Below are 20289 nucleotides of genomic sequence, written 5' to 3' on the forward strand. Positions count from 1 at the left end.
CAGATATGAACATAAAGAAAAATGATGTATTAAGTGATTTAAATAAATTTCAACGAGAGGCAGTTGAGTATTTTGATTCGCATTTGCGGATTATTGCTGGTGCTGGAAGTGGAAAAACTAAGGTTTTAACTCGAAAAGTTACTTATTTAATTAATGATTTAGGAATTTCTCCAAGCAATATTTTGGCAGTAACTTTTACTAATAAAGCATGTAATGAGATGAAAGAGCGTATTAGTAAATATTTATACGATGATAAAGATTTAAAAATCTTTACTTTCCATTCACTTTGTAGCAATATTTTACGTCGTTTTATTCACCTTTTGGGGTATCATAATGACTTTTTAATTTTAGATGAAGTAGATAAAAATCAAATTTTATCATCATTATATAAGCGTTTTGGAATCACTACTCAAGTAGTAAGTTATAAAAATATGGTTCAATACATTAGTTGAGCTAAAAATAAAAATTATGATATTTATCAGTTTGCAGAAAATTTAAATTTTAAAATTGATGAACCAATTGTGAAAGTTTATCAAGGATATTTAGATGAATTAGCACTAAAAGGGGCACTGGATTTTGATGATTTAATCATTAAAGCCCACCAATTATTAATTGCTCACCCTAATGTTGCTGAACATTATAAAAAACAATTTTCGTATATTTTAATTGATGAGTTTCAAGATACTTCAAAAATGCAATATGATATTATCAAAAAAATTGTAGGAGATGGAACCCATTTAACTATTGTTGGAGATCCAGACCAGACTATTTATAATTGACGGGGAGCTGAAGTTAATTTAATTTTAGATTTTGAAAAAGAATATCCTAAATCAAAAACTGTGGTTCTTGATTTAAACTATCGTTCAACTAAGAAAATTCTTGATGCAGCTAATAAGTTAATTCAACATAACAAAATGCGTTATAATAAAAATTTAATTACTCAAAATGACGAAGGACAAGATATTGAGTTTTATCATGGATTTAACGTTGAAGCTGAAGCTCGTTGGGTAGTTCAAAAAATTAACGAACTTAAAAAACAAAAAAATCAGCTTAAAAATATTGCTATTTTATATCGAGCTAATTATTATTCTCGTCCTTTTGAAGAGGCTCTCATTCAAGAAAATATCAATCATAAAATCTTTAATGGAGTGAAATTTTTTCAACGAAGTGAAATTAAGGATGCCATTGCTTTTTTAAGAGTTATTCATGATGGTTCAGATATTGCCCTTGAGCGTATTATTAATGTTCCAGTTCGCGGAATTGGAGAAACTACTTTAAATACCATTAAAAAATACGCTCTTAATCGGGGAGAAACAATTTTTGAAACTTTTGTTAAAGATTTTGCTAATTTACCTATTTCTAAAAAACTCATTAAAGAAAAATTATATCCATTTTTAAAAACCATTATCACCGCAAAAAATGGGCTTAAAACTAAAAAAATCAGCGATATTTTAAACTGATTTTTACGAGAAATTAATTATTATGAACACATTGAAAATAATAAAAACATCCGTGGCTCTGCCCTTGATAATGTTAAAGAGCTAATTGAATCAATTAAAAACTGAGAAAGTCACAATCCTAAAGGAACTTTGGGTGATTATTTAAATATGGTCTCACTGCTTTCAGCTACTGATGAAGGAGATAATAGTAATAATTATGTTTCGTTAATGACCATTCACTCAGCTAAAGGACTTGAATTTGATAATGTTTTTGTCGTTGGGCTTACTGAAGGAATTTTTCCAAGTATTAAAGTTATTGACAATAAAGAACAAGGACTTAGTTATTTAAATAACGATAATTCTCCAATTGAAGAAGAGCGTCGACTTGCGTATGTAGCTATTACTCGAGCCAGAAAAAATCTTTTTATTAGCGATTCTCGTGGACATTTAATTGGAAGCGATACCCCTAAAGCTCCATCTCGATTTATTAAAGAAATGGGAATTGATTTAGATGAAACCATTTTACATAAAAATTTTGATATCGCAATTTCAAGTAATAATGAACCAGATAAGAAAAAACAAAATAAAGTTATTGTTGGAGATATTATCTCACATGTTACTTTTGGAGAAGGAGAGGTGCTTGAAGTTAAAGGAAGTGAAATTGTAGTGCGATTTGTTAAAGATAAAAAAGAAAAAACGCTCAATAAAGATCACCCTTCAATTCAAGTTATTTCATCATAATGGCAATTATTTTAATTTCAATTTTCGGTTTTTTATTTTTTATTTTAGGGGCTATTATTGCATTTTTAATTTTAGTGTTATATTACTTTAGATCTTTTTCAGGAGTGATTTTATTTAAAATTGACAATATCAATAAGCGGGTATTGCGTTTTTCGGGTAAATATTTATTTATGTCCACTATTTTTGATAGTAAAAGAAGTGAATTTACCACTTATAAATATATTTCTACTGAGACTTTTTTAAGCTTTTTAAACCAAAAAGCCGCTAAAGAATTGAGTGATTATTTATCGCTTAGCCCTGAATTTCAACGCGATTTAGTTATTCGCTTTGATCAAAACAAAGAGATGATTAATGCACTGAATTTAACTTTTTTTGAAAAACAAATCTTGTGACTTGATAAGCTGTTAAATTATAAAACAGTTTATGTATTAAAAATAACAGCGAAAAATGATGGATATTTTCGCTGTTCAATTATTTGAAATCGAAATCGGGTATATCGCAATGAAGATGCTAGCCAACTTATTAATAATCAAAAGAAACTTAATAACATGATTCAAAAAAAGGTTATTTTAGCACTAGCACTTAAACCATATTTTTATGTTAATGAAATTCAACCTTTAGAAATTATTTCTATTTATAAACATTTTGGAATTCCGTATAAAAATTCTTATATTAACATTCAAGATGGGTTTATTTATTTTGTTTTTAATAAAAAAAGTAATTCAGCATATTTATCACTCCTTGAGCGAGTTAAGCAACTTAATAAAAATTTTTTACTAACAAAATACTTTATTGCTGGAACTATTTTTGTTTTAGAAGAACCCTATAATCCAAAACATACAAATTTAGAATTACTAGATAAAATTCGTTATTCATTATTTAATATTTTAAATAATCGAAACCAATCAGATCAATATATCAACTTAAAACCTGGAGTGTTTTTAAGTGATGAATTTAAGGATTTTCTTTTTCATTATAATCAATACATCCGGATTAATAATAATGAAAATTTTAGGTTCACCCAGCGAAAAATCAAAGTATACAAAAGTAATCGTGATTCGATTTTATCAGTTAAAGAAATTGATTTTGGAGACTTTGATCCAAAATATCTAAAATTATTTCAAAAAATCCCATATCTAAATTATCTTTTTGAAGATTCTTGGTACCAAAATATCAAAAATTCGTTAAATTATCAACCTTCTAAAATTCCTATTAGCTCTAATATGGTTAAAATCTCCCAAGAAGTATTTTTAAAATCACCCATTGTGGATTCAACTACTTCACCAACGTATTTAGTATATGCGTATAAAAATTTATTTGATTATAAGAAATTACGTAAAAAAATTAAATCCAATTACCAATTTAACATTCCAACAGCTTTATATGTTAATCAAATTGATAAACCATTAATTAATGTCATCAATTACACCAAATTAAAAGTAATTGTTATTGGAGAAGTTATTTCTTCTCGGTTAAATGAAACTAATGTATTTTATGATTGTATTAACATTGTTAGTTTGGCCCAAAAAAATGGCATTAAAATTGTTTATGAAAACCCTGATTTAAATTTAGATCCTTTAATTGTAGAAAAAGCTCAAATAAAAGCATATTTTAAGTAAAAAAGTTTAATTTTGTTAGAAAAATTGTTAAATATAATTTTTAACCTCAAAATTTTTTGAGGCTTTTTAATTTATGCAAAAACTAGTTTGAGTTTTTAGATTTTTTATGTTTAATAAAATTTTTGATAGATAAATATTTTCAGTTGGTAAGAGCGTACATACATCTCTTTAAGCAATCTAATTATACAACTTCAAAACAGAACAATCTAAAAAATTGTTCTTTTTTTCATAAAATTTTGTCTTGCATAAAATAATGGTTTGAGCCCCCTATGGCGTACGCGCGCGTGCACGCCATGCTTTAAAGCAGGAAAAGGTGCTTAAAAAGTGCTTACCGCACAGAGCAAATATAAATTCAATTACTTTAGTAATTGTTTTTGTCATAAAATCAAAATATTTTTTATGCAAAAAATTCAATGTGCATAAAATTGTTATGCAAAACGTAATTTTTAAAAAATCCAATATACTATGTATATTGAAACTGAAAAATCTTTTATTAAAAAAATGCCCACTTTTTATTTATAGATATTTTTTGACAATTAATAGTAAATTCAATGAAATTTCAAAAAATCGTTATTTTTGATTAATTTAATTTTAAAAAATAGCAATTTTAACATTTAAAATTTCCCAAAAATTAATTAAAGAAAAATCAAATTTTCATTATCTTTAAGGTTAGAAATTAAAATTGTTTTAAAAAAATTTATTCCATAAATAGAAAATTTTTTCGTTCCGTGTTTTTTAATTTGATGAGAAATAAATGCTTCTGTGTGAGAACCAATATGATATTTTTCTTCATACTTTGTAATAAATTCACCGTTATTTTTAAGGTATTTTTTATAATCTTCAAAGAGTTTTTTCTTCTTACTTGATACTTTGTCTCAATTATTTTTGAACTCAATTTCAAGTAAATTTATCACTTGTTTTCACTCTCCTTTAATTAATAATTTTCTTAATAATTGAAATAAACTTTGGTGATTTTTAATCAAAAAACTCATAAAAAGACGTTTGTTTTCGGTGTTATATTTGTCAAATCCACAGAGTATAAAGAGCTTGCGAACCACATGAAATCAATCTAAAATATACTCTGCATTGAGTGCTTTAGCAAGCCTTCTCATAAACGGAGCTCCATCACCATACATTACAATTTGCTTATAATTATTAGCATAATGAGTAAAAATTACCTTTTTAATAGCATTAATAAATTCTTTATTTATGCTATTATTTGAGTTGACTAAATCAATTTTAACTACAGTTGTTTTGTCAATAATTTTATTATTTTTGTCTTTTCCTTTATGTAAAACTAAAACTCTAGCACGATTTTTACTGACTTTATTATGATTATTTCTGAGATTTAAAAAGGTATCATCTACTTCTAAATAAAGGGTTTCATTAAGAGAAGAAGAACATTTAAAATTAATTTTTTGTATTTGTTGTTGGCTTTTTGTAATATTAGTAACTGTTTGCAAACTAATCATATTATTAAATTCAGATTGACAAATTGCACGATTGGAATTGCCTTCTTTTTTCAAATTTATCGTTTTTTGAATTACTGTATCATCAATATTTTTATTATAAGGAATATCAAAATTAGGATTTTGATAGTAGTGATATTTACCTTTTTTATCTATATAAAAGTATCTTTTTAGGTGTAGAATTCCCACAGATGTTTTAATTATTCTAGTTTTAATTTGATGAACATTTCATCCTAAATTAATGCGTTCTTGTGAATTCAGAAACTTTTTTTCGTCTTCAAAAAAAGCTTTTTCGGTTGCTTTAATTATAAAATTTATATTTTTTTCACTAGAATTTTGCATAGTTGATATTATAAGAAGATTTGATAAAAATAGTCCAAAAATGTTTTAAAAAGCATCTTTTTAATGCTTTTTTGTCAAAATGATAAGTTGGAATTGATATAATTTTATTATTATGTGAAAAATATTTTTAAGAATAAACAGTGAAATTTCAGATCAAATTCGCACAGTATCTTTTAAAGATGATGGTATTGAAATTTTAAAACCTTCTAATTTTAAAAAGAGAATTAAATGGCCTCATAATCGTCCTTTAGTTGTTTTTTATCATAAAAATAATGTTTACTTTTTAAATATTCGTTCATCTGAAATAACATTGGAAAATGGTGATAAAAAAGCAAGAACTAAATTTAATTTTGAACATGAATTTATCAATAGAGATGGAGAAAAAAGCTTAGCAGACACATCAAATATTATGGTAATGAAAAAAGATGAATTTAAATTGTTATATGATGAAAGTGAAATAAATAATTTGAATCAATTGAATTTTGAAGACGTGAAACAAATTATTTCAATGTTATACTACAATTTTGTCGAAGATGCAGATGCTAAAGCAACATATCAGAAAATAACATTAAACACTAAAGAACCTTCTTTAAAAAGTGAAATTATCTTCTCAACAGTAAAACACCACGGGAACTTTTTGGACCCAAAAATAGCTTGATATTATAATGAAGATTTAATAAATCTGCTTGTTGATTTAAGAAAACAAAGTAAAGACGTTATTGATTATTGGTTAAAAAATAATAAAAAAATATCAGACGAATATGAATCAAAATGAAAAAAGAATGAATAGAATATGCAAAAAAATATAATATTGTCGAGGATAAATTGGACCCTAACTTTGATATAAAAGCTTATAATGATTTCGAATATACAACTCAAATGACCCCAGAAGAATCGAAAAATTATCAAAGATATAGAAAATATTATGACTATAGAACAGATGAAGATATTATAGAAGAACAGTATCAAAGATATAAAGAAAAAGAGTCAGATAGCGAAGACAATCATTTACTTTATCAAAAGTATTTAGAAGATCAAAATGTAGAAAAGCAAGAAGATAACGAAGAAGAAATTAAACAACACAAACCAAAAGTTCCTGTTCTTGGGATGTAAAAAACAACATCAAAATGATGTTGTTTTTTCTTATTTCATTGGTGGACGAATATATCTTTGATAAATTGCAATCAATAGTAATATTACAATAATTCCGGTTAAAATCATTATTACAATAAATCAAGTTGGATGTTTTTGAATGAATGTTTGATTTTCATTTGTATTTTCAATACTAATAGATCCACCATTTAATCCTGGAAGATTTTTAAAAATCTCTTCAACGCCTTTTGGTTTAACATATCCAATTTCTCATTCATTTTTGATTTGATTATTTTTAAAATCTTCTGCTTCTTCAGGAAAATTTCGACTATTGATATATTCCTGGTCTTGCTTTAATTTCTCTTCTGCAAGCTTTTTATAATCAATTTCTTTAATAATTGGTTTCCCGTTTTCATCAACGTCAGGGGACGAATTTATATTAGTATTATCATTAATAACTTCAATGGTTTTGGCACCATTTAAAAGCTTATTTAAAGGAATAATTTTTAAATTTATTTTATTGATTTTCTTAGGAGTAATAAGTTTCAAAATATCTTGTGAGTTTTCAAAAGTTAAATAATCATTAAAGTTTATCCCATAAACTCTTAAATCGTTATTAAGATTTTCGATAATTTTTTGAGTTATTTCTTCTAAAGTATTGATACTTGAAAATGATTGATTATTTACTGCATAATTGATTAAATCTCTTTCACGTGGTATTTTATTATTTGCAACACTATTGAAAATTTTAATAGTTTTAAATCCAATTAATTGATTTACTTTATCGGTATTAGCACTTAAATTTAAGTTAAAATAAACCGGTTCTTTTAAAATTGATAAGTTAGCGGTTGCTTGATTTGCAACTGAATCTAAATTATTTATTAAGTAATCTTTATCAATACTAAAGCGTTTATCCATAGCTTTAACAACTTGTTCTTTAATAAAATCTTTAGCTTCTTTGACACTTGCTATTCCATTTAAATTAATTTCTTTAAGATTAAAGTTTGCAAACACATTAATTAAATCACTTTTATAATTAGGATCTATTTTTTCATTTTGATAATATAAAACTGATTGGTCCCGTGGTATATAGTAATCTTTATAAAACTCTTCCTTAACTCTAAAGGTAAATCTTAATTTATTATCAAAGGTTTTTTCGATGTTATATTTAACCTTATCTTTATTTTTAAAATCAAGCAGTAAATCATCTTCAATATCATTTAAAGCTTCTTCATATGAGGCAACGTTTTCAAATAAAGAGTTTAAGTATCCTTTTAAGATTTTAGGAGTAATAGCAACTTTGTTTGTTTTAGATTCAAAATCTACATCTTCTTTTCATTTAACAAAGGTTGTATCTTCTCCATTTTCATAATTTCATACATGTTCTGATCCTGTATTTTTATAATCAATAATTGGTTTGATTTCATTTTTATTAACTATAAAATCAATTTTATCTAAAGATTCTTTAAAAAAAGGATTATCATTTAAAAACATGTTTTTCTTTTCTTCAGGGGTTAGTTTTTCAAATTCTTTAAATGTATGAGTTTTAGCATATTCTTTTATTTTATCTTTATTTATTGGTATAGTGTAGTTGGAATCTTTATCTTTAAAAAAATGATCAACGAAAGGTCCAGCTTCTAATGTATTTTTAATATTATTTAAAGTAGGGTTATTTCTCTCATTTCCAATTACTTGACGATAAGTTGAATTTATATATAATTTTCAATAATTGATAACTTGCTCATAGCTTAATTTTTTAACAGAATCTTCGCTTGCAAGTTTTTTATCTATTAAAAATTTCTGTAAGTGCTTTCCGTGATATGTACTTCAAAATGGTTTCACTTGTGCATTTTGATAAACATCACTAAACTTAGCGTATGGTTGATTATCATTATTAATATAAAATAGTTTATATGTATCAATATTCCCTTTATCTCTAAGAGTATAAAGTCACATTCCGCTACTGCTAAAATAATCTTTATCATTATTAATAATATTTACATTAGCTTGTCCAGTAGTAGTAAAAGTGCTTTTGTTATATGGATTAATTCTAAAGCGTTGTGCTTCGTCAATTTTAATATTTGAAGTAATATTAATCCCTTTATTTACAACTGCTCCACTAGCAATAAATCCAAACATTCTATTATTATTTAAAAAATCTCCATTCGAATTTAAAGGATCTTGTAAAAATCTAGTATTATCTGGGAGTTTATTATTTCCTGTATAATCAACTCATAAAATTTCTTCTTTAGTTCCTGTTTTAGGATTGATTAATGGATCATATTTAGGATTTTTAAGTTTATTTCCACGTGAATCTAAAATAGCTTCTCCACGTTCATTTTTTAAATATGGCTCAATTAATTCTCTTTGCTCAGGGTTAATTTCAGGGTTTCAAGCATATCATTTCCCTTGTAAATCCGCTCCAAGAGAATTAATGATTAAAACAACTTTATATCTTTTTATTTCTCTTTGATTGTTACCATTGGCATTTGCTTTATCATATTTAACTACTTCAATAGTATATTGATTTGTTTTCTCTTGGTCTTCATCTTTTTGCTTTTTAGCTCCTCGAAGATCATTTAAATCATATTCAAAATTTTTATCTAAAACATCAACTTTATTTCCATTGATGTATAGCTCTTCATCTTCGCGTTCAGTAGTTTGAAAAGTAATTTTAGCTGGAGCATGATAAATTCAAGTTCCTCCATATGTATCAGAAATTGCTTGATCATTTTCTACACGAATTGGTTGATCTGGGACTAATTGACGTGAGTATATATTAGTTAAATCTAAAAATTGATTAGGAACAATTCTTAAACGACTTGCGATATCTTTTTGCTTAAATTTACTTGTATTTTGAAAATTTAGTTTTATTTTCTTCAAAACTATTTTTTCTTTTTTTAGAAACAATAAATTGTAATAAATCACATATAATTGTAATGTTTGATTATCTGATAGTAGTTCATATTCAATTTGAAAAGCTCCATTTAATCTTTGATTTGTATTCTTATAAAAAGCAAATTTATTTAACTCTTCTTCTAAATACTCCTTATTTGATTTATCATCAGAAGATAGCTTATAATTAGTTGCCCCATAATTAGCTCCAACATCTGTTGGAACATCAAGTGAGTTAATTGTTTTTAAATTAGATTTATCCCATTCTTCTTTTAATTTTAGTACATCATAATTTTTTAAATTATCTTTGTATGTAGATTTTATTTTTAATCCAATATCAATGTTAAATCAGAAATTTTTGATAAAAATATTACCTTGTCCTATTGGTTTCCCTATTGTTCATTGATTTCTGTAATAATCTTCATGTATAAAATCAACATTATAACTTAGCTTAAAATAATCAATAAGTACTTTATTAGTATTTGTAAAGTTAAAATCTTTTCTCTTTTGTTCTTTAAGCTTATTAATTTTATTTTCAAGTTCTTTAAAATCATAATTTAAATATATTTGTTTGATGTTTTGGCTTCTCAAATTTCCATTATAATCTTGGACAGCTAAATTTAATTTTATTTCGCTTTTCTTAAGCTCATTTAAAAAATCTAAAGCATCCATGTTTTCTGCTAAATTATTAGCTATTAAAATATTGTTTCTGCTTTCTTCGTATGTTCCATAAGGATATCAAGCATCAAACGGATCTCAATAATATTTAGTGTAATTTGATGGCTTAAATATATTTGTTTTATTATGTTTTTCTCCTTTAAAAATAAAGTCTGTACCTACAAATAAATTTTTAGCAATTGTTTTTCAATTTATATTATTACGTTCATCATAAAAATGATTACTTAGACTCCATTTATCAAAAGATGTGTTTTCTTTATTTTGTCTACTAATAATTTCATCAAAAGTAGTTTCATAAACCCCATTTTCAGAATTTCCAATTGCTGATACTCCAATAATAGAAAAAATAGTAGTGGGGGCTACTATTAATGGTAAGAATTTATTTATTTTTTTCATTTTTATGCATTCCTTTCAAATCTAAATTATTTTCGTGTTTATCCAACATAATCGAATAATTTTTATTTAAATATGAACTTAATTGTTCTTCTTCACTTTTATCTAATTTTTCTGCTTCAATAATGATTGTATCAATCATTTTTTTAGTTTTAATAAAAGTAAAAAATTCATTATATAAATTTGATTGAATATTTTCTGCATTAACTGTTTTAATATCGACTTTATTAAGCAAAATATTCATTAGTGCATTAAGTTTTTGATCAATAATATCTAATCTTGCATTTAGATATTTGAATTGTCGATTTAATTTATTATGAACTGATTTAGTTCCAGCATAAACTGCTTTCCTTAAATAATCGTGTAAACGTTCTTTAACTACATCAATAGTATCATCAAATTCTTGGTCATCAATATATTTAATGATAGCATTAGTTAACTCAGAATTAAGAGAAATATTGTTGGAATATAATTTTTCTCTTCATTTTTCAAATTTAAGTGCATCATTTTGATCGCTAATTCTGCCGCTAAAGCGATAACGATTAAATTTTTGTTTATTTTTTGTTTCTTTAAGTTTTTGAATTTGTTGTTGAACTTTTTTAAGAGTATTTTTTGCTTGTTGAACATTACTCATATTTTCTTAAGTCTCCACTTTCAAAAAAGAGTTCTTTTTCAATATCATTATAGTAAGTATCAATTGCAATTCGAGAACTTGAATTAAGTGAAATAATTCCTTGTCCAACTGAAGCGTGTACAAGAAAATTTTTTTCTGTTTCACTAAGCCCACCACTAGCTTCAAAAAGAGCATTTACCGATTCGACTGAAGTTGGAGTAAGTTTTAAAAATACTGAATATTGACAATTTTCTAAAATTGCTTGACCTTTAGCTTTAATAGCTTCAGTTTTAGTAAAATCTTGTGGATTTTGTGTTGTGATAATAGTTCCGCAATTATATTTACGACCTTCTTTAACTACTTGATAGATAAAATCTAAAGTAGAAATGGAATTTTCATCAATAAATTTATGTGCTTCATCAATTAATAATCAAACCCTATAATCCTTCTTGTATGTTTCCGATATTATACCTTTTATAAATGAAATAATCAAGTAAAATGAACTGTTTTTTACTTCGATTTTTTGATTCATTAGTGCGGAAGTATCAAAGACAATTAAATTATCATTTAAATCAATATTAGTATATTGATTATAAAGCTTATTGAAGCGTCCATTTGCTTGAAAATCTAGTTCTAAGGTCTTAAGAATTCTGATTGTATTTTGAAAAAATAAATCATTTTTATTAACTTTTTTAAGTTCATTAATTAAATCACTCATAAGCGGATATTGATTATTATCTCATTTAGTAATATCACTTTGAGAATTAAAAAAACCAAATTTTTCTCAGACTTTTTTAAGAGATGAAACAATAATTTGAATATCAAGTGCTTCAAAGTGTGGATATAGCAAACTAAATCACTCTCTAATGAAGTCTTCATTTAATGTTAAAACTTCTTCATTTTGTAATTGTATATCTACATTGGTGTAATACGAAGGATCTTGCTTTGGATTAAATAACTTAATAATTTGCAGTGGATTAAAACGTAAATCTTCTGCAACCCCTAATTTAATGGTTTTTCCACCCAAAGCATTCATTGTTTTCTTGTATTCTCCTTGAGGATCTAAAATGATGACTTTATCATTAATCGCAACCCGTGGAGCAAGCAATTTCTTACAAAATGTACTTTTTCCACTTCCACTAGTTCCAAGAACAAACATATTTTGGTTAATTCTTTTTGCAGATTTAATTGACGGATCAAAAAACACCGGAGCATTTTTATTAAAAATAGAAAATCCAAGCAACGAAAAGTTATTATCATTTAAATATTGATTTGAAAATACTCAACCATAACCGATGTTTCCACTAAGTTGCTCAGTGTATTCTTTTAGCATATCAGTATTTTTAAGTGCTAATGCAGAATATGCTTCAATTTGACGATATCTTAAATTATTAACAACTCCTTTTCATTTTTTAATGTTAATTTCATTTTGTTTTTCTTGTGCTTTTAAAGTATCTAAATCAAACGCACGATTTCATAACATTAATGAACTTTCAAAAAGTTGCTCACTATTAGAGGCAACTGCTTCAGAAACATTTTCTAAAGCTTCTTGGTTATTTTGTTGTCTTCTTTTTAACATTTTATTAAAAATACTTTCTGCATTAACTGCCATATTAGTTTCTACAGTATTTAAAATCTTATCTTTTTTCTTATCGTCTAAAGGGTTTAAACTTCATATAATTGTTGAATTGCTATTAAATGTTTCAGCGATTCAATTTTGAGGCAATTTTAAAGGAAAAGATGCAATACTTTGAACTGAATTATATGTTTTATTTGTAAGAAAATATTTATCCTTAAAAGTAATATTTTCATAAGTAAAGAATTTTTCTAAATCTCCACTTTTCATAATTTCTTCAATATTTTCTTCACTAAGATCGTTTCCAAATAAATATAAATCATTCAAAAAATCTATTAATTTTCTTTTAGTTAAAATCTCACTTTCAATTTCTGCTCGATGTAAATTAAGTTGAATTGAATATAATTCTTGTTTTAATTTGTCTTTATCAGCATTAATCATAACAATATAATATTTATCAACATTTTGAAAATTATCAACTGTTTTTAAATCGTTTTCTCATTCAGATTTAATCTTTTCAAAATATTTATTGTTTTTAACCTTTGCTAAATTTTGTTCATTTGCAGTCATTGAAAGAAACTTAGGAATTTTTACAATAAAAATTTTCGTATTAATAGCAGTAAAAGCATCAGATAGTTTTTGTAAATAAACTTCTTGTTCTTCTACTTTATTAACAGTAATATCTTTTCCAAAAACTTCAATTACCATTGCTTTTGTTTTTGTTTTTAAATTAAAAAGTCCATTTAAATAATTAATTTCAAAAATATTATCTTCAAGCTTTTTTAATGTATTTAAATTTTTTGTGTTGTACATTGTTTTATTTTGTTTTTTGTATTTTTTAACTCTTACTAAATAAAAGAAAATTCACATCAAAACAATATAACCACGTGCATTTTTACTTGGAATTTCTATAAACAAAGGACCACTAGCAATTACTATTAAAGCAAAAATAACAATTTTAATTAAATTTGAAACTGGAGAATAATAAGCAATTGCACCAGCAATAAAAAGAATTACAACTAGAAGAACTGCATCAAAAATATTAAAGTTTTTTCAAACTCTTAAAAGTTTATATTTTTTAAATTTATCAGTTTGTAATTTCATATTATTTTTTGTTTCCTTTATTATTTAAATGATTTTTTTCTGAGTAATTTTGTTTTTGATTGTAACCTTTTATTAAATTATATTTGTGCTTATCTCTTGCTTTTGCTCTATCAATAACATCAACTGATTCTGAAATACGTCTATCTCTGTCTTCTTTAGAAATTTTTCCTTTTTGATATTGTGTATCTGCTCTTTTTGCAAATAATGTCTGTGCTTTTGCGGTTATACTTCTACTTGTATCTTCAATTCATCCACCTACTCCAGTTCTTACTCTGTGGTTGTAATTTGGATCTTCTGCTTTTTGACTTTTTATATTATTTTTGTGTTCAGCTAATTGTTTGTTATACTGAAGTTTTGAAATATTTCCTTTTTTAAGTTCTGATTTTAAAAATGATTTTTGCAAATCTGTTCCTACAGTAGAGTTTTTTACCCCTTTTGCAAGTTGTCCAAATCTTTGAGTTGCACCTTTTGCAAGTCCGATACCACCAGCAACTGCAAAAGCAGTTCGTTTTGCTCCGTTTGCAATATCACGTGCAACTCTAAAACCTGATTTTACTGATTCACGGTTTCCAAAAAGTTCACTAATATCACCAATTAAAACTTGAACTCCACCTAAGGCTCCACCAATTAAAATTAGTTTGATAATTCCTAAAGTTAAAAAGCTACTTGCTCCAAAATCAATATTATTTAAAAATCCAATCACTAAGATAAACATATTCAGTGCAAAATTATATGAAAAGATTATCGAAAGCTTTTTATAATACATATCTTTTCATTTGTTATACAACTTATCTTCATCATAAAACCTTGAAACACTAACAACTGGATTTAAGAAAAATAATGCTACTGTAGATAATAAATGAGTTACAAGTGAAATTGAAAGTACAAGTAGTTGCAGTAAAATGGTAATACCAATTACTGCTAAAACAACCATTGTAATTGCATAACTATTTAAGTTATAAATAAGTCCATAAGCAAAATAATTATCATTTGCAACTGATTCTCAATATGAATGATCAAGTTCTGCAGGCTTAAGAGATAAAAAGACACTTCTTCCTAAATCAAAATTTGTAGCTGCATTTGGACCAAAAAATACAATATATAAAAGTGATTGCACATTAAATAAAATCAGTAATAAAATAAAAGTTAAAGCTGGAAAAACAAAAATAGAAATAATAACTGGAATAATTTTTTTATAAATACTAATCTGCTTTTCATTACCTTTTTTGCTATCGAAAAGAGTTTTTATTAGTGAAATCATCAACACTAAAACTAATGTAATTCCAGCTAAAATTCCCATTAAAATATAAATATAGTGAACTTTAAAAACTCCATTTTCAAATGCTTGATCTCCAAAAAGTAACCTTATAATTAATTCCACTCCAATTTTATTAAATATATTAGACATAAATCCAATAATTGAATAAGGAATTACAATAAAGACCTTTCAAAGACCTCATAAAAGTGGAGCAAATATTGTATTAATTATGAAGCTCATAAATTATGGTTTTATTTGGATGCTTGATCCAATTGATGTTCCTAAATTTTTTGAACCACCAATAATAAGACCTGCTAAAGAAGCGAACGCAAAAATAATTAAAATCGCAAGGGCCGATTTTTTAATACTTAATACAACTGATGGTTTTTTCTCATCTGGAGCTCATTTGTATCTAAAAAAGCTAATAATTGCTCATAAAACAATTGAAATTCCTAAAGCTATTCCAATTCATTGAAAAATAACCGGAAGGTAACTGGTTGTTTTGGTTCCTATCGCATTAAGAGTGTTGTTAAACACGTCGTTATCAGCAAATAATGCTTTAATTGTTTCGATCATAAAATCTCCTTAATAAGTTATTAATTTTTGTAATAATGCACTATGTAATAAAATAAAAAATAACACAATGCATATTTTGCATCACTTTTTCAGTGACTTAAATGTTTGTTTTTGTTTTTTTAATTTATATATTTGAATAATCATTATAATTCAATAAATAATCACAAAGATAACTAATCAAATTAATTCCCCTAGTGAATGTTCCATATTACTTTCTTCTTAAACCAGTTGCACAAAAAATTAAGAATGCAATTGATAATCAAATTGTTCAGTCCATAATTTAATTCCTTTGGTTTATTTTTGAAATATTTAATTTCTTATTATTGGTATTTTGAATTGTAATTATTTAAGTTATAAATGTTATTAATTAGCAAATTTAATGAGTTTAATTGTTTTTAAAAACTCTAAATATGCTCTTGCTTTATTTTCAAAATCATTTGGATTAAATTCCACATATTTTAAAGCAACATTCTCTTTTAAAATATGCTTATTAATTAAATCTCCTTGTTGGTGTCATAAATCATCAAACTCAAAGTTTTTTTCTTTAAAAATATAGTAATAAAGCTCATTTAAATCTTGTGAAATTCATTTAAATAAATCTAAATAAAAAGCTTTGTAATAGTCTGCTAAATTTTGTCCAACAAAAATAGCATCTGGTTCATTTAAAGATAAATAATTATTTAGACTTAGCATTTGAGAAATTTTTTTTAAGAGTTTATTGAAAACTTCTTTTAATTGATTTAATTGTGAAGATGTTTGTGGGTTAGTTATTTGTTCATCGACGCTTTTATTTGAGTCTTTAAAAAATTCATTAAGACTTTTTATTCAACTAATAATTTGTTTAAATAAATTTAATTGTTTCAAATTAATTTCATTTTGAAGTACAAGTTGCGTTAAGGGAATAAAAATTGTTATTAAAGGTGGATATTTTAAGTTAATTTGCTCAAGTTGTTTGATTTTTGAATCTGTTTGAACTTGATCTGTATTGTAAATAAATAATCGTTCTTTAAGATTTAAAAAATCTACAATATCTTCATAATAAAGAGCTTGTTGTTGTGTTTTTTTAGGTAATTTTTGAAATTCTTTATCATATTCATCGACAATATTTTTTTGATTTTGATATTGTTCAATAATTCTTGGTTCATTTTTATTTAAAGATTCTTCAATTACATTCAATGAATTTTCATCATATTGTTCATTAAAAAGCTTTTGTAATTTATTTCAATAAATTAAAATACTTTTACTTTCTTGTTGTGGTTCAATTGGATAATCTTTTGAAATATCATTATATTGATCGCTATCATTTAAAATTGGTGGATTTTTTTTAGAGTTTAAAGGGCTTTGATTTGAAGTATTTTTGGCAATATCAGGGATGTAAGAACACGAAACAACAGATGCAGAACTTGCAAACACACTAAAAATAAAAACAATTTTTAATTTTTTAGTCTTTTTTTGCATAATGCTCATCGTTTTTAGTTAATGCATCAATTTCTTTTTGGTTTTTTATAATATTTTCGTTTGCACTTTGAATTAATTTATTTAAATGATCAATTAATTCAATATTGATTTCTTCTTCTAAGTTTTTTTGATAAAAATCAATACTATTTTTCAGTTGTGCATTTTGCGATTTTAAAGCATTAATTTTTTCTAAATCTTTTGGATTAGCATTTAATTTTTCTTTTTTTGATTCTTTTGGTTTTATATTTGATTCGATTTTAATATTTTTGTACTCACCATTTTTTACTTTATCAATTGCACTTTTATTTAAAAGACTCTTATAATCCAAAATATATTCTTTTTCATTAAATTGAATATCATTAGCTATTTGTTGTTTATTTGTTTTTAAATCTCAAATAGTATGTGCTGATGTTGACTTAAGCTTAAGTGGTAAGTTTTGCATACGAAAAATTAAATGTGTGTTTTTATCAAGTTGTTTAATTTCTGAAGTGGTCATTAGTTCTTTTTCTCCTAATGAAGAGTTTTGCGAATCTTTTGAATCTGCGTTTTTTGTATAACTTATTTTTTCTAATTTTATTTTTCCTAGTGCATCAGAAATTGCTTTAACAGTATCATCATTATCAGAACTAATAAAAGCACTTAGACCGGTATTTTCTAATATGATGCCCTTTTGATCTTTTTTGTATTTATCAAGTTGTGAATATGCTTGCAAAATAATTAAAAAAGCCACTTTCCTTGACAAAGCAATCGATAATTTACTCCCAAAATCGTTTAGAACTGGTAGATTTCCAAATTCATCAAAAATATTAAGTAAAAATCGGTTTAAACTTCCATTATTTGCATTTGCAATTTCAATAGCAATTTTATAAATTTGATCAATGATAATATTAACCATTAAATTCTTACTTTTTTCATGATCAGGAAATTTAATAAATAATGCAAAAGGCTTAGATTCTTCATTATAAAGATTAATTTTAGCTTCGTAATAGTCAAGCATTTTGATATTGTGAAAATACTTTTTAATTAGTTGTTTCAATTCTAAAGAAGATAAATTTAATTCTTCTATTTTAATAAACAAATTTATTTCATTTTCAAGCGTTTGCACTTCCTGCTCATATTGCTTCTTAAATTCATTTACTTTAGCAATATCACGTCCAATTTCATTTAAATACTTATCTGAATTTTCTAGCAAATCAATATTTTTCTTATATAAAGAACATAAATTAAGAAAACTCATTGGATTTTTAAATTTAGTTAAAGTATTTTTATTTTCACTTTGATAATGATTAATTTCATCTTTAAAATAATTAATTTTTTCTCTTCATTGATTAGAATTTATATACTTGGGATCGCTAAGCATTAATAATTCGCGTACATCTAAGTCTCCGCGTGATGTAAAACTTTTAAGTTCTGCATTTGAAGAAAATAAATTCATTACACTATAAGCATTTGTTAAAATTCCTGTTAATGTTGTTTCAACTGTATTAAAAAGACCAAAAAGTTCATCGCGGTATAAATTAATCAACGATTCTTTAGCATAGTCTCTAAGTGAAAAAATTGGCTTTATTTCACTTTCTTTTGTTTTTAATAAATCTTCAAAAAATTTTGCTCAATTAGAATTTTTACTAAACATTGAAATATTTAAAAATTGTGCAAAAGATGCTAAATTAAAATTCTCTCTTTTAAGTTTGCTTGGTTCATATAATGAATAAAACAACATAAACTTTCCAATGCCTAAAATTGCGTTTTTAGCATTATTATCTCACATGGAGTTTTCTCCTTGTGTGCTCCAGTTTTTTAAAGATTCAATAATTTCATTTAACATACGAATTGCTAATGCATGATTTTTAGATATTTTACCTTCTGTTGAATGAAAAGTATCTCATACCATATTTAGCATATTAAAACCAATTGATGAAAGTGGATTTGTAATATCTAAAATAATTTCACGATAATTATTTTTCTTTAAATCTTCTTTAGCGCTTAAATTTAATTCTCCCTTTGGATCTGCAACCACTAAATTTGGTTTGTTTTTTTGATTAAGTAAATTTATGTTATATTTTAAAATTGGAATAACAAATTTTTGAGTTTTCCCTGAACGGGTTCCTCCAAGAATTTTAAAATTAATTGGATGAAGTGATAAATTTATCCCTTTATAATTTATTTTTCCTTTTGTTTTTGAATAATTAATTACTCAACCCGGGTTTAAATTATCTAATGAGTATTCTTTATTATATTCTTTAATAGAACCCATATTTTTTTCTTGGTCATAAAATCAAAGTTTTTGTCCTTTGATTTCTTTTTCGTATTTTTTATCTTTTTTGCGAGAATACCAAATAATTGTTAATATCAATGATGCTAAAAAACTACTTGTTAAAATGTAATATCAATGTTTTTGAATTAACTCTCACATTAAATTAAAGTAAATATTGATACTCTTATTTGGATCTAAATCTAAATGCCTTTCAAAAACAAAGATAAATGCTGTATACCCAAATAAAATCACCGCATAAAGAAATATAGTTCACACAAAAGCAAAAAATATTTCTTTTTTAAATTCTTGTTTGGTGATTTTTAATTTTAAAAAATCCATTTTTATTCTTCTTTTTGTTCATTATAGCCATTTGCAAAATTATCAATTTTTTTAGTTAATTTATTTCAATAAATATATTCTTTATCAATTTGATCAAGTTCTGATTTTAACTTTTCTTTGCGTTTTTCAATTTTTTCTTTTTCTCTTAGTGCTTTCAAATATTCTGCCTTAAGCTTTTCAAAAAAATCTTTTTGCATTTAAATTCTCCTTAGTTTTAAGATAATCAATCCTTAATAGCACTTAGTTCTTTGATATTTGAAAATGTTTTATCAATAAATAAAATTTTGTGTTCTGAAATTTTAAGTTTTCGTTGTTTGATAATATCTTCAATATTGTTTTTATTAATATTAAAGCATGATAAAAAATAAAAATTATCAATTAAAAACTTTTTGCTTTGTGCAGTTGTTAAATCTAAAATTTGATATGTAATCATTTATTTCCTT

The 20289-nt window shown here is 24.8% G+C and carries 14 protein-coding genes; 4 read left to right on the forward strand and 10 right to left on the reverse strand.

Going from position 1 to position 20289, the window contains the following annotated elements; all coding sequences use genetic code 4:
* The first annotated feature begins 5 nt into the window (after window positions 1–5).
* Complete coding sequence (locus EXC58_RS00515; RefSeq protein ID WP_129725115.1) at window positions 6–2180, forward strand: ATP-dependent helicase; 2175 nt, start codon at window positions 6–8, stop codon at window positions 2178–2180.
* Window positions 2180–3799 carry an MHO_4530 family protein gene (locus EXC58_RS00520; protein WP_129725116.1) on the forward strand — a complete coding sequence of 540 codons (1620 nt, stop codon included), beginning with the start codon at window positions 2180–2182 and terminating at the stop codon, window positions 3797–3799. The genes EXC58_RS00515 and EXC58_RS00520 overlap by 1 nt, the downstream gene beginning before the upstream one ends.
* 635 nt (window positions 3800–4434) lie before the next feature.
* Here EXC58_RS00520 and EXC58_RS00525 read toward each other — a convergent pair.
* Window positions 4435–5610 carry an Mbov_0401 family ICE element transposase-like protein gene (locus EXC58_RS00525; RefSeq protein ID WP_129725117.1) on the reverse strand — a complete coding sequence of 392 codons (1176 nt, stop codon included), beginning with the start codon at window positions 5608–5610 and terminating at the stop codon, window positions 4435–4437.
* 112 nt (window positions 5611–5722) lie between these two features.
* On the opposite strand from EXC58_RS00525, the gene EXC58_RS00530 reads away from it, so the two are divergent.
* Together EXC58_RS00530 and EXC58_RS00535 are read left to right on the forward strand one after the other, a co-directional pair.
* Window positions 5723–6400 (forward strand): Mbov_0400 family ICE element protein, encoded by a 678-nt coding sequence (locus EXC58_RS00530; RefSeq protein WP_129725118.1) that lies wholly within the window; start codon window positions 5723–5725, stop codon window positions 6398–6400.
* Window positions 6382–6723 carry a hypothetical protein gene (locus EXC58_RS00535; RefSeq protein WP_129725119.1) on the forward strand — a complete coding sequence of 114 codons (342 nt, stop codon included), beginning with the start codon at window positions 6382–6384 and terminating at the stop codon, window positions 6721–6723. The genes EXC58_RS00530 and EXC58_RS00535 overlap by 19 nt, the downstream gene beginning before the upstream one ends.
* Before the next feature lie 30 nt (window positions 6724–6753).
* On the opposite strand, the gene EXC58_RS00540 is transcribed toward EXC58_RS00535, so the two are convergent.
* From EXC58_RS00540 to EXC58_RS00580, 9 genes are all read right to left on the reverse strand, one after another.
* Entirely contained in the window at window positions 6754–10671 is a 3918-nt protein-coding gene (locus EXC58_RS00540; RefSeq protein WP_129725120.1) for an Mbov_0399 family ICE element protein, read from the reverse strand.
* Window positions 10655–11302: an Mbov_0398 family ICE element protein gene (locus tag EXC58_RS00545; RefSeq protein ID WP_129725121.1), complete on the reverse strand. Its 648-nt coding sequence runs from the start codon at window positions 11300–11302 to the stop codon at window positions 10655–10657. Before EXC58_RS00545 ends, EXC58_RS00540 begins: the two co-directional genes overlap by 17 nt.
* Window positions 11295–13961: an Mbov_0397 family ICE element conjugal transfer ATPase gene (locus EXC58_RS00550; protein ID WP_129725122.1), complete on the reverse strand. Its 2667-nt coding sequence runs from the start codon at window positions 13959–13961 to the stop codon at window positions 11295–11297. Before EXC58_RS00550 ends, EXC58_RS00545 begins: the two co-directional genes overlap by 8 nt.
* A 1-nt stretch (window position 13962) precedes the next feature.
* Window positions 13963–15459 (reverse strand): Mbov_0396 family ICE element transmembrane protein, encoded by a 1497-nt coding sequence (locus EXC58_RS00555; protein ID WP_408634436.1) that lies wholly within the window; start codon window positions 15457–15459, stop codon window positions 13963–13965.
* Between the two features lie 3 nt (window positions 15460–15462).
* The gene (locus tag EXC58_RS00560) at window positions 15463–15795 is read right to left on the reverse strand and encodes a hypothetical protein (RefSeq protein WP_129725124.1); all 333 of its coding nucleotides are present in this window, start codon (window positions 15793–15795) and stop codon (window positions 15463–15465) included.
* A gap of 363 nt (window positions 15796–16158) precedes the next feature.
* Entirely contained in the window at window positions 16159–17253 is a 1095-nt protein-coding gene (locus EXC58_RS00565) for a hypothetical protein (protein ID WP_129725125.1), read from the reverse strand.
* Window positions 17237–19846 carry a type IV secretory system conjugative DNA transfer family protein gene (locus EXC58_RS00570; RefSeq protein ID WP_129725126.1) on the reverse strand — a complete coding sequence of 870 codons (2610 nt, stop codon included), beginning with the start codon at window positions 19844–19846 and terminating at the stop codon, window positions 17237–17239. Before EXC58_RS00570 ends, EXC58_RS00565 begins: the two co-directional genes overlap by 17 nt.
* Window positions 19847–19848: 2 nt before the next feature.
* The gene (locus EXC58_RS00575) at window positions 19849–20043 is read right to left on the reverse strand and encodes a hypothetical protein (protein ID WP_129725127.1); all 195 of its coding nucleotides are present in this window, start codon (window positions 20041–20043) and stop codon (window positions 19849–19851) included.
* A 17-nt stretch (window positions 20044–20060) separates the two neighbouring features.
* The gene (locus EXC58_RS00580) at window positions 20061–20279 is read right to left on the reverse strand and encodes a hypothetical protein (RefSeq protein ID WP_129725128.1); all 219 of its coding nucleotides are present in this window, start codon (window positions 20277–20279) and stop codon (window positions 20061–20063) included.
* Between the last annotated feature and the right edge of the window lie 10 nt (window positions 20280–20289).

Source organism: Mycoplasmopsis citelli, from assembly GCF_900660645.1.
Lineage (GTDB): Bacteria > Bacillota_I > Bacilli_A > Mycoplasmatales > Metamycoplasmataceae > Mycoplasmopsis > Mycoplasmopsis citelli.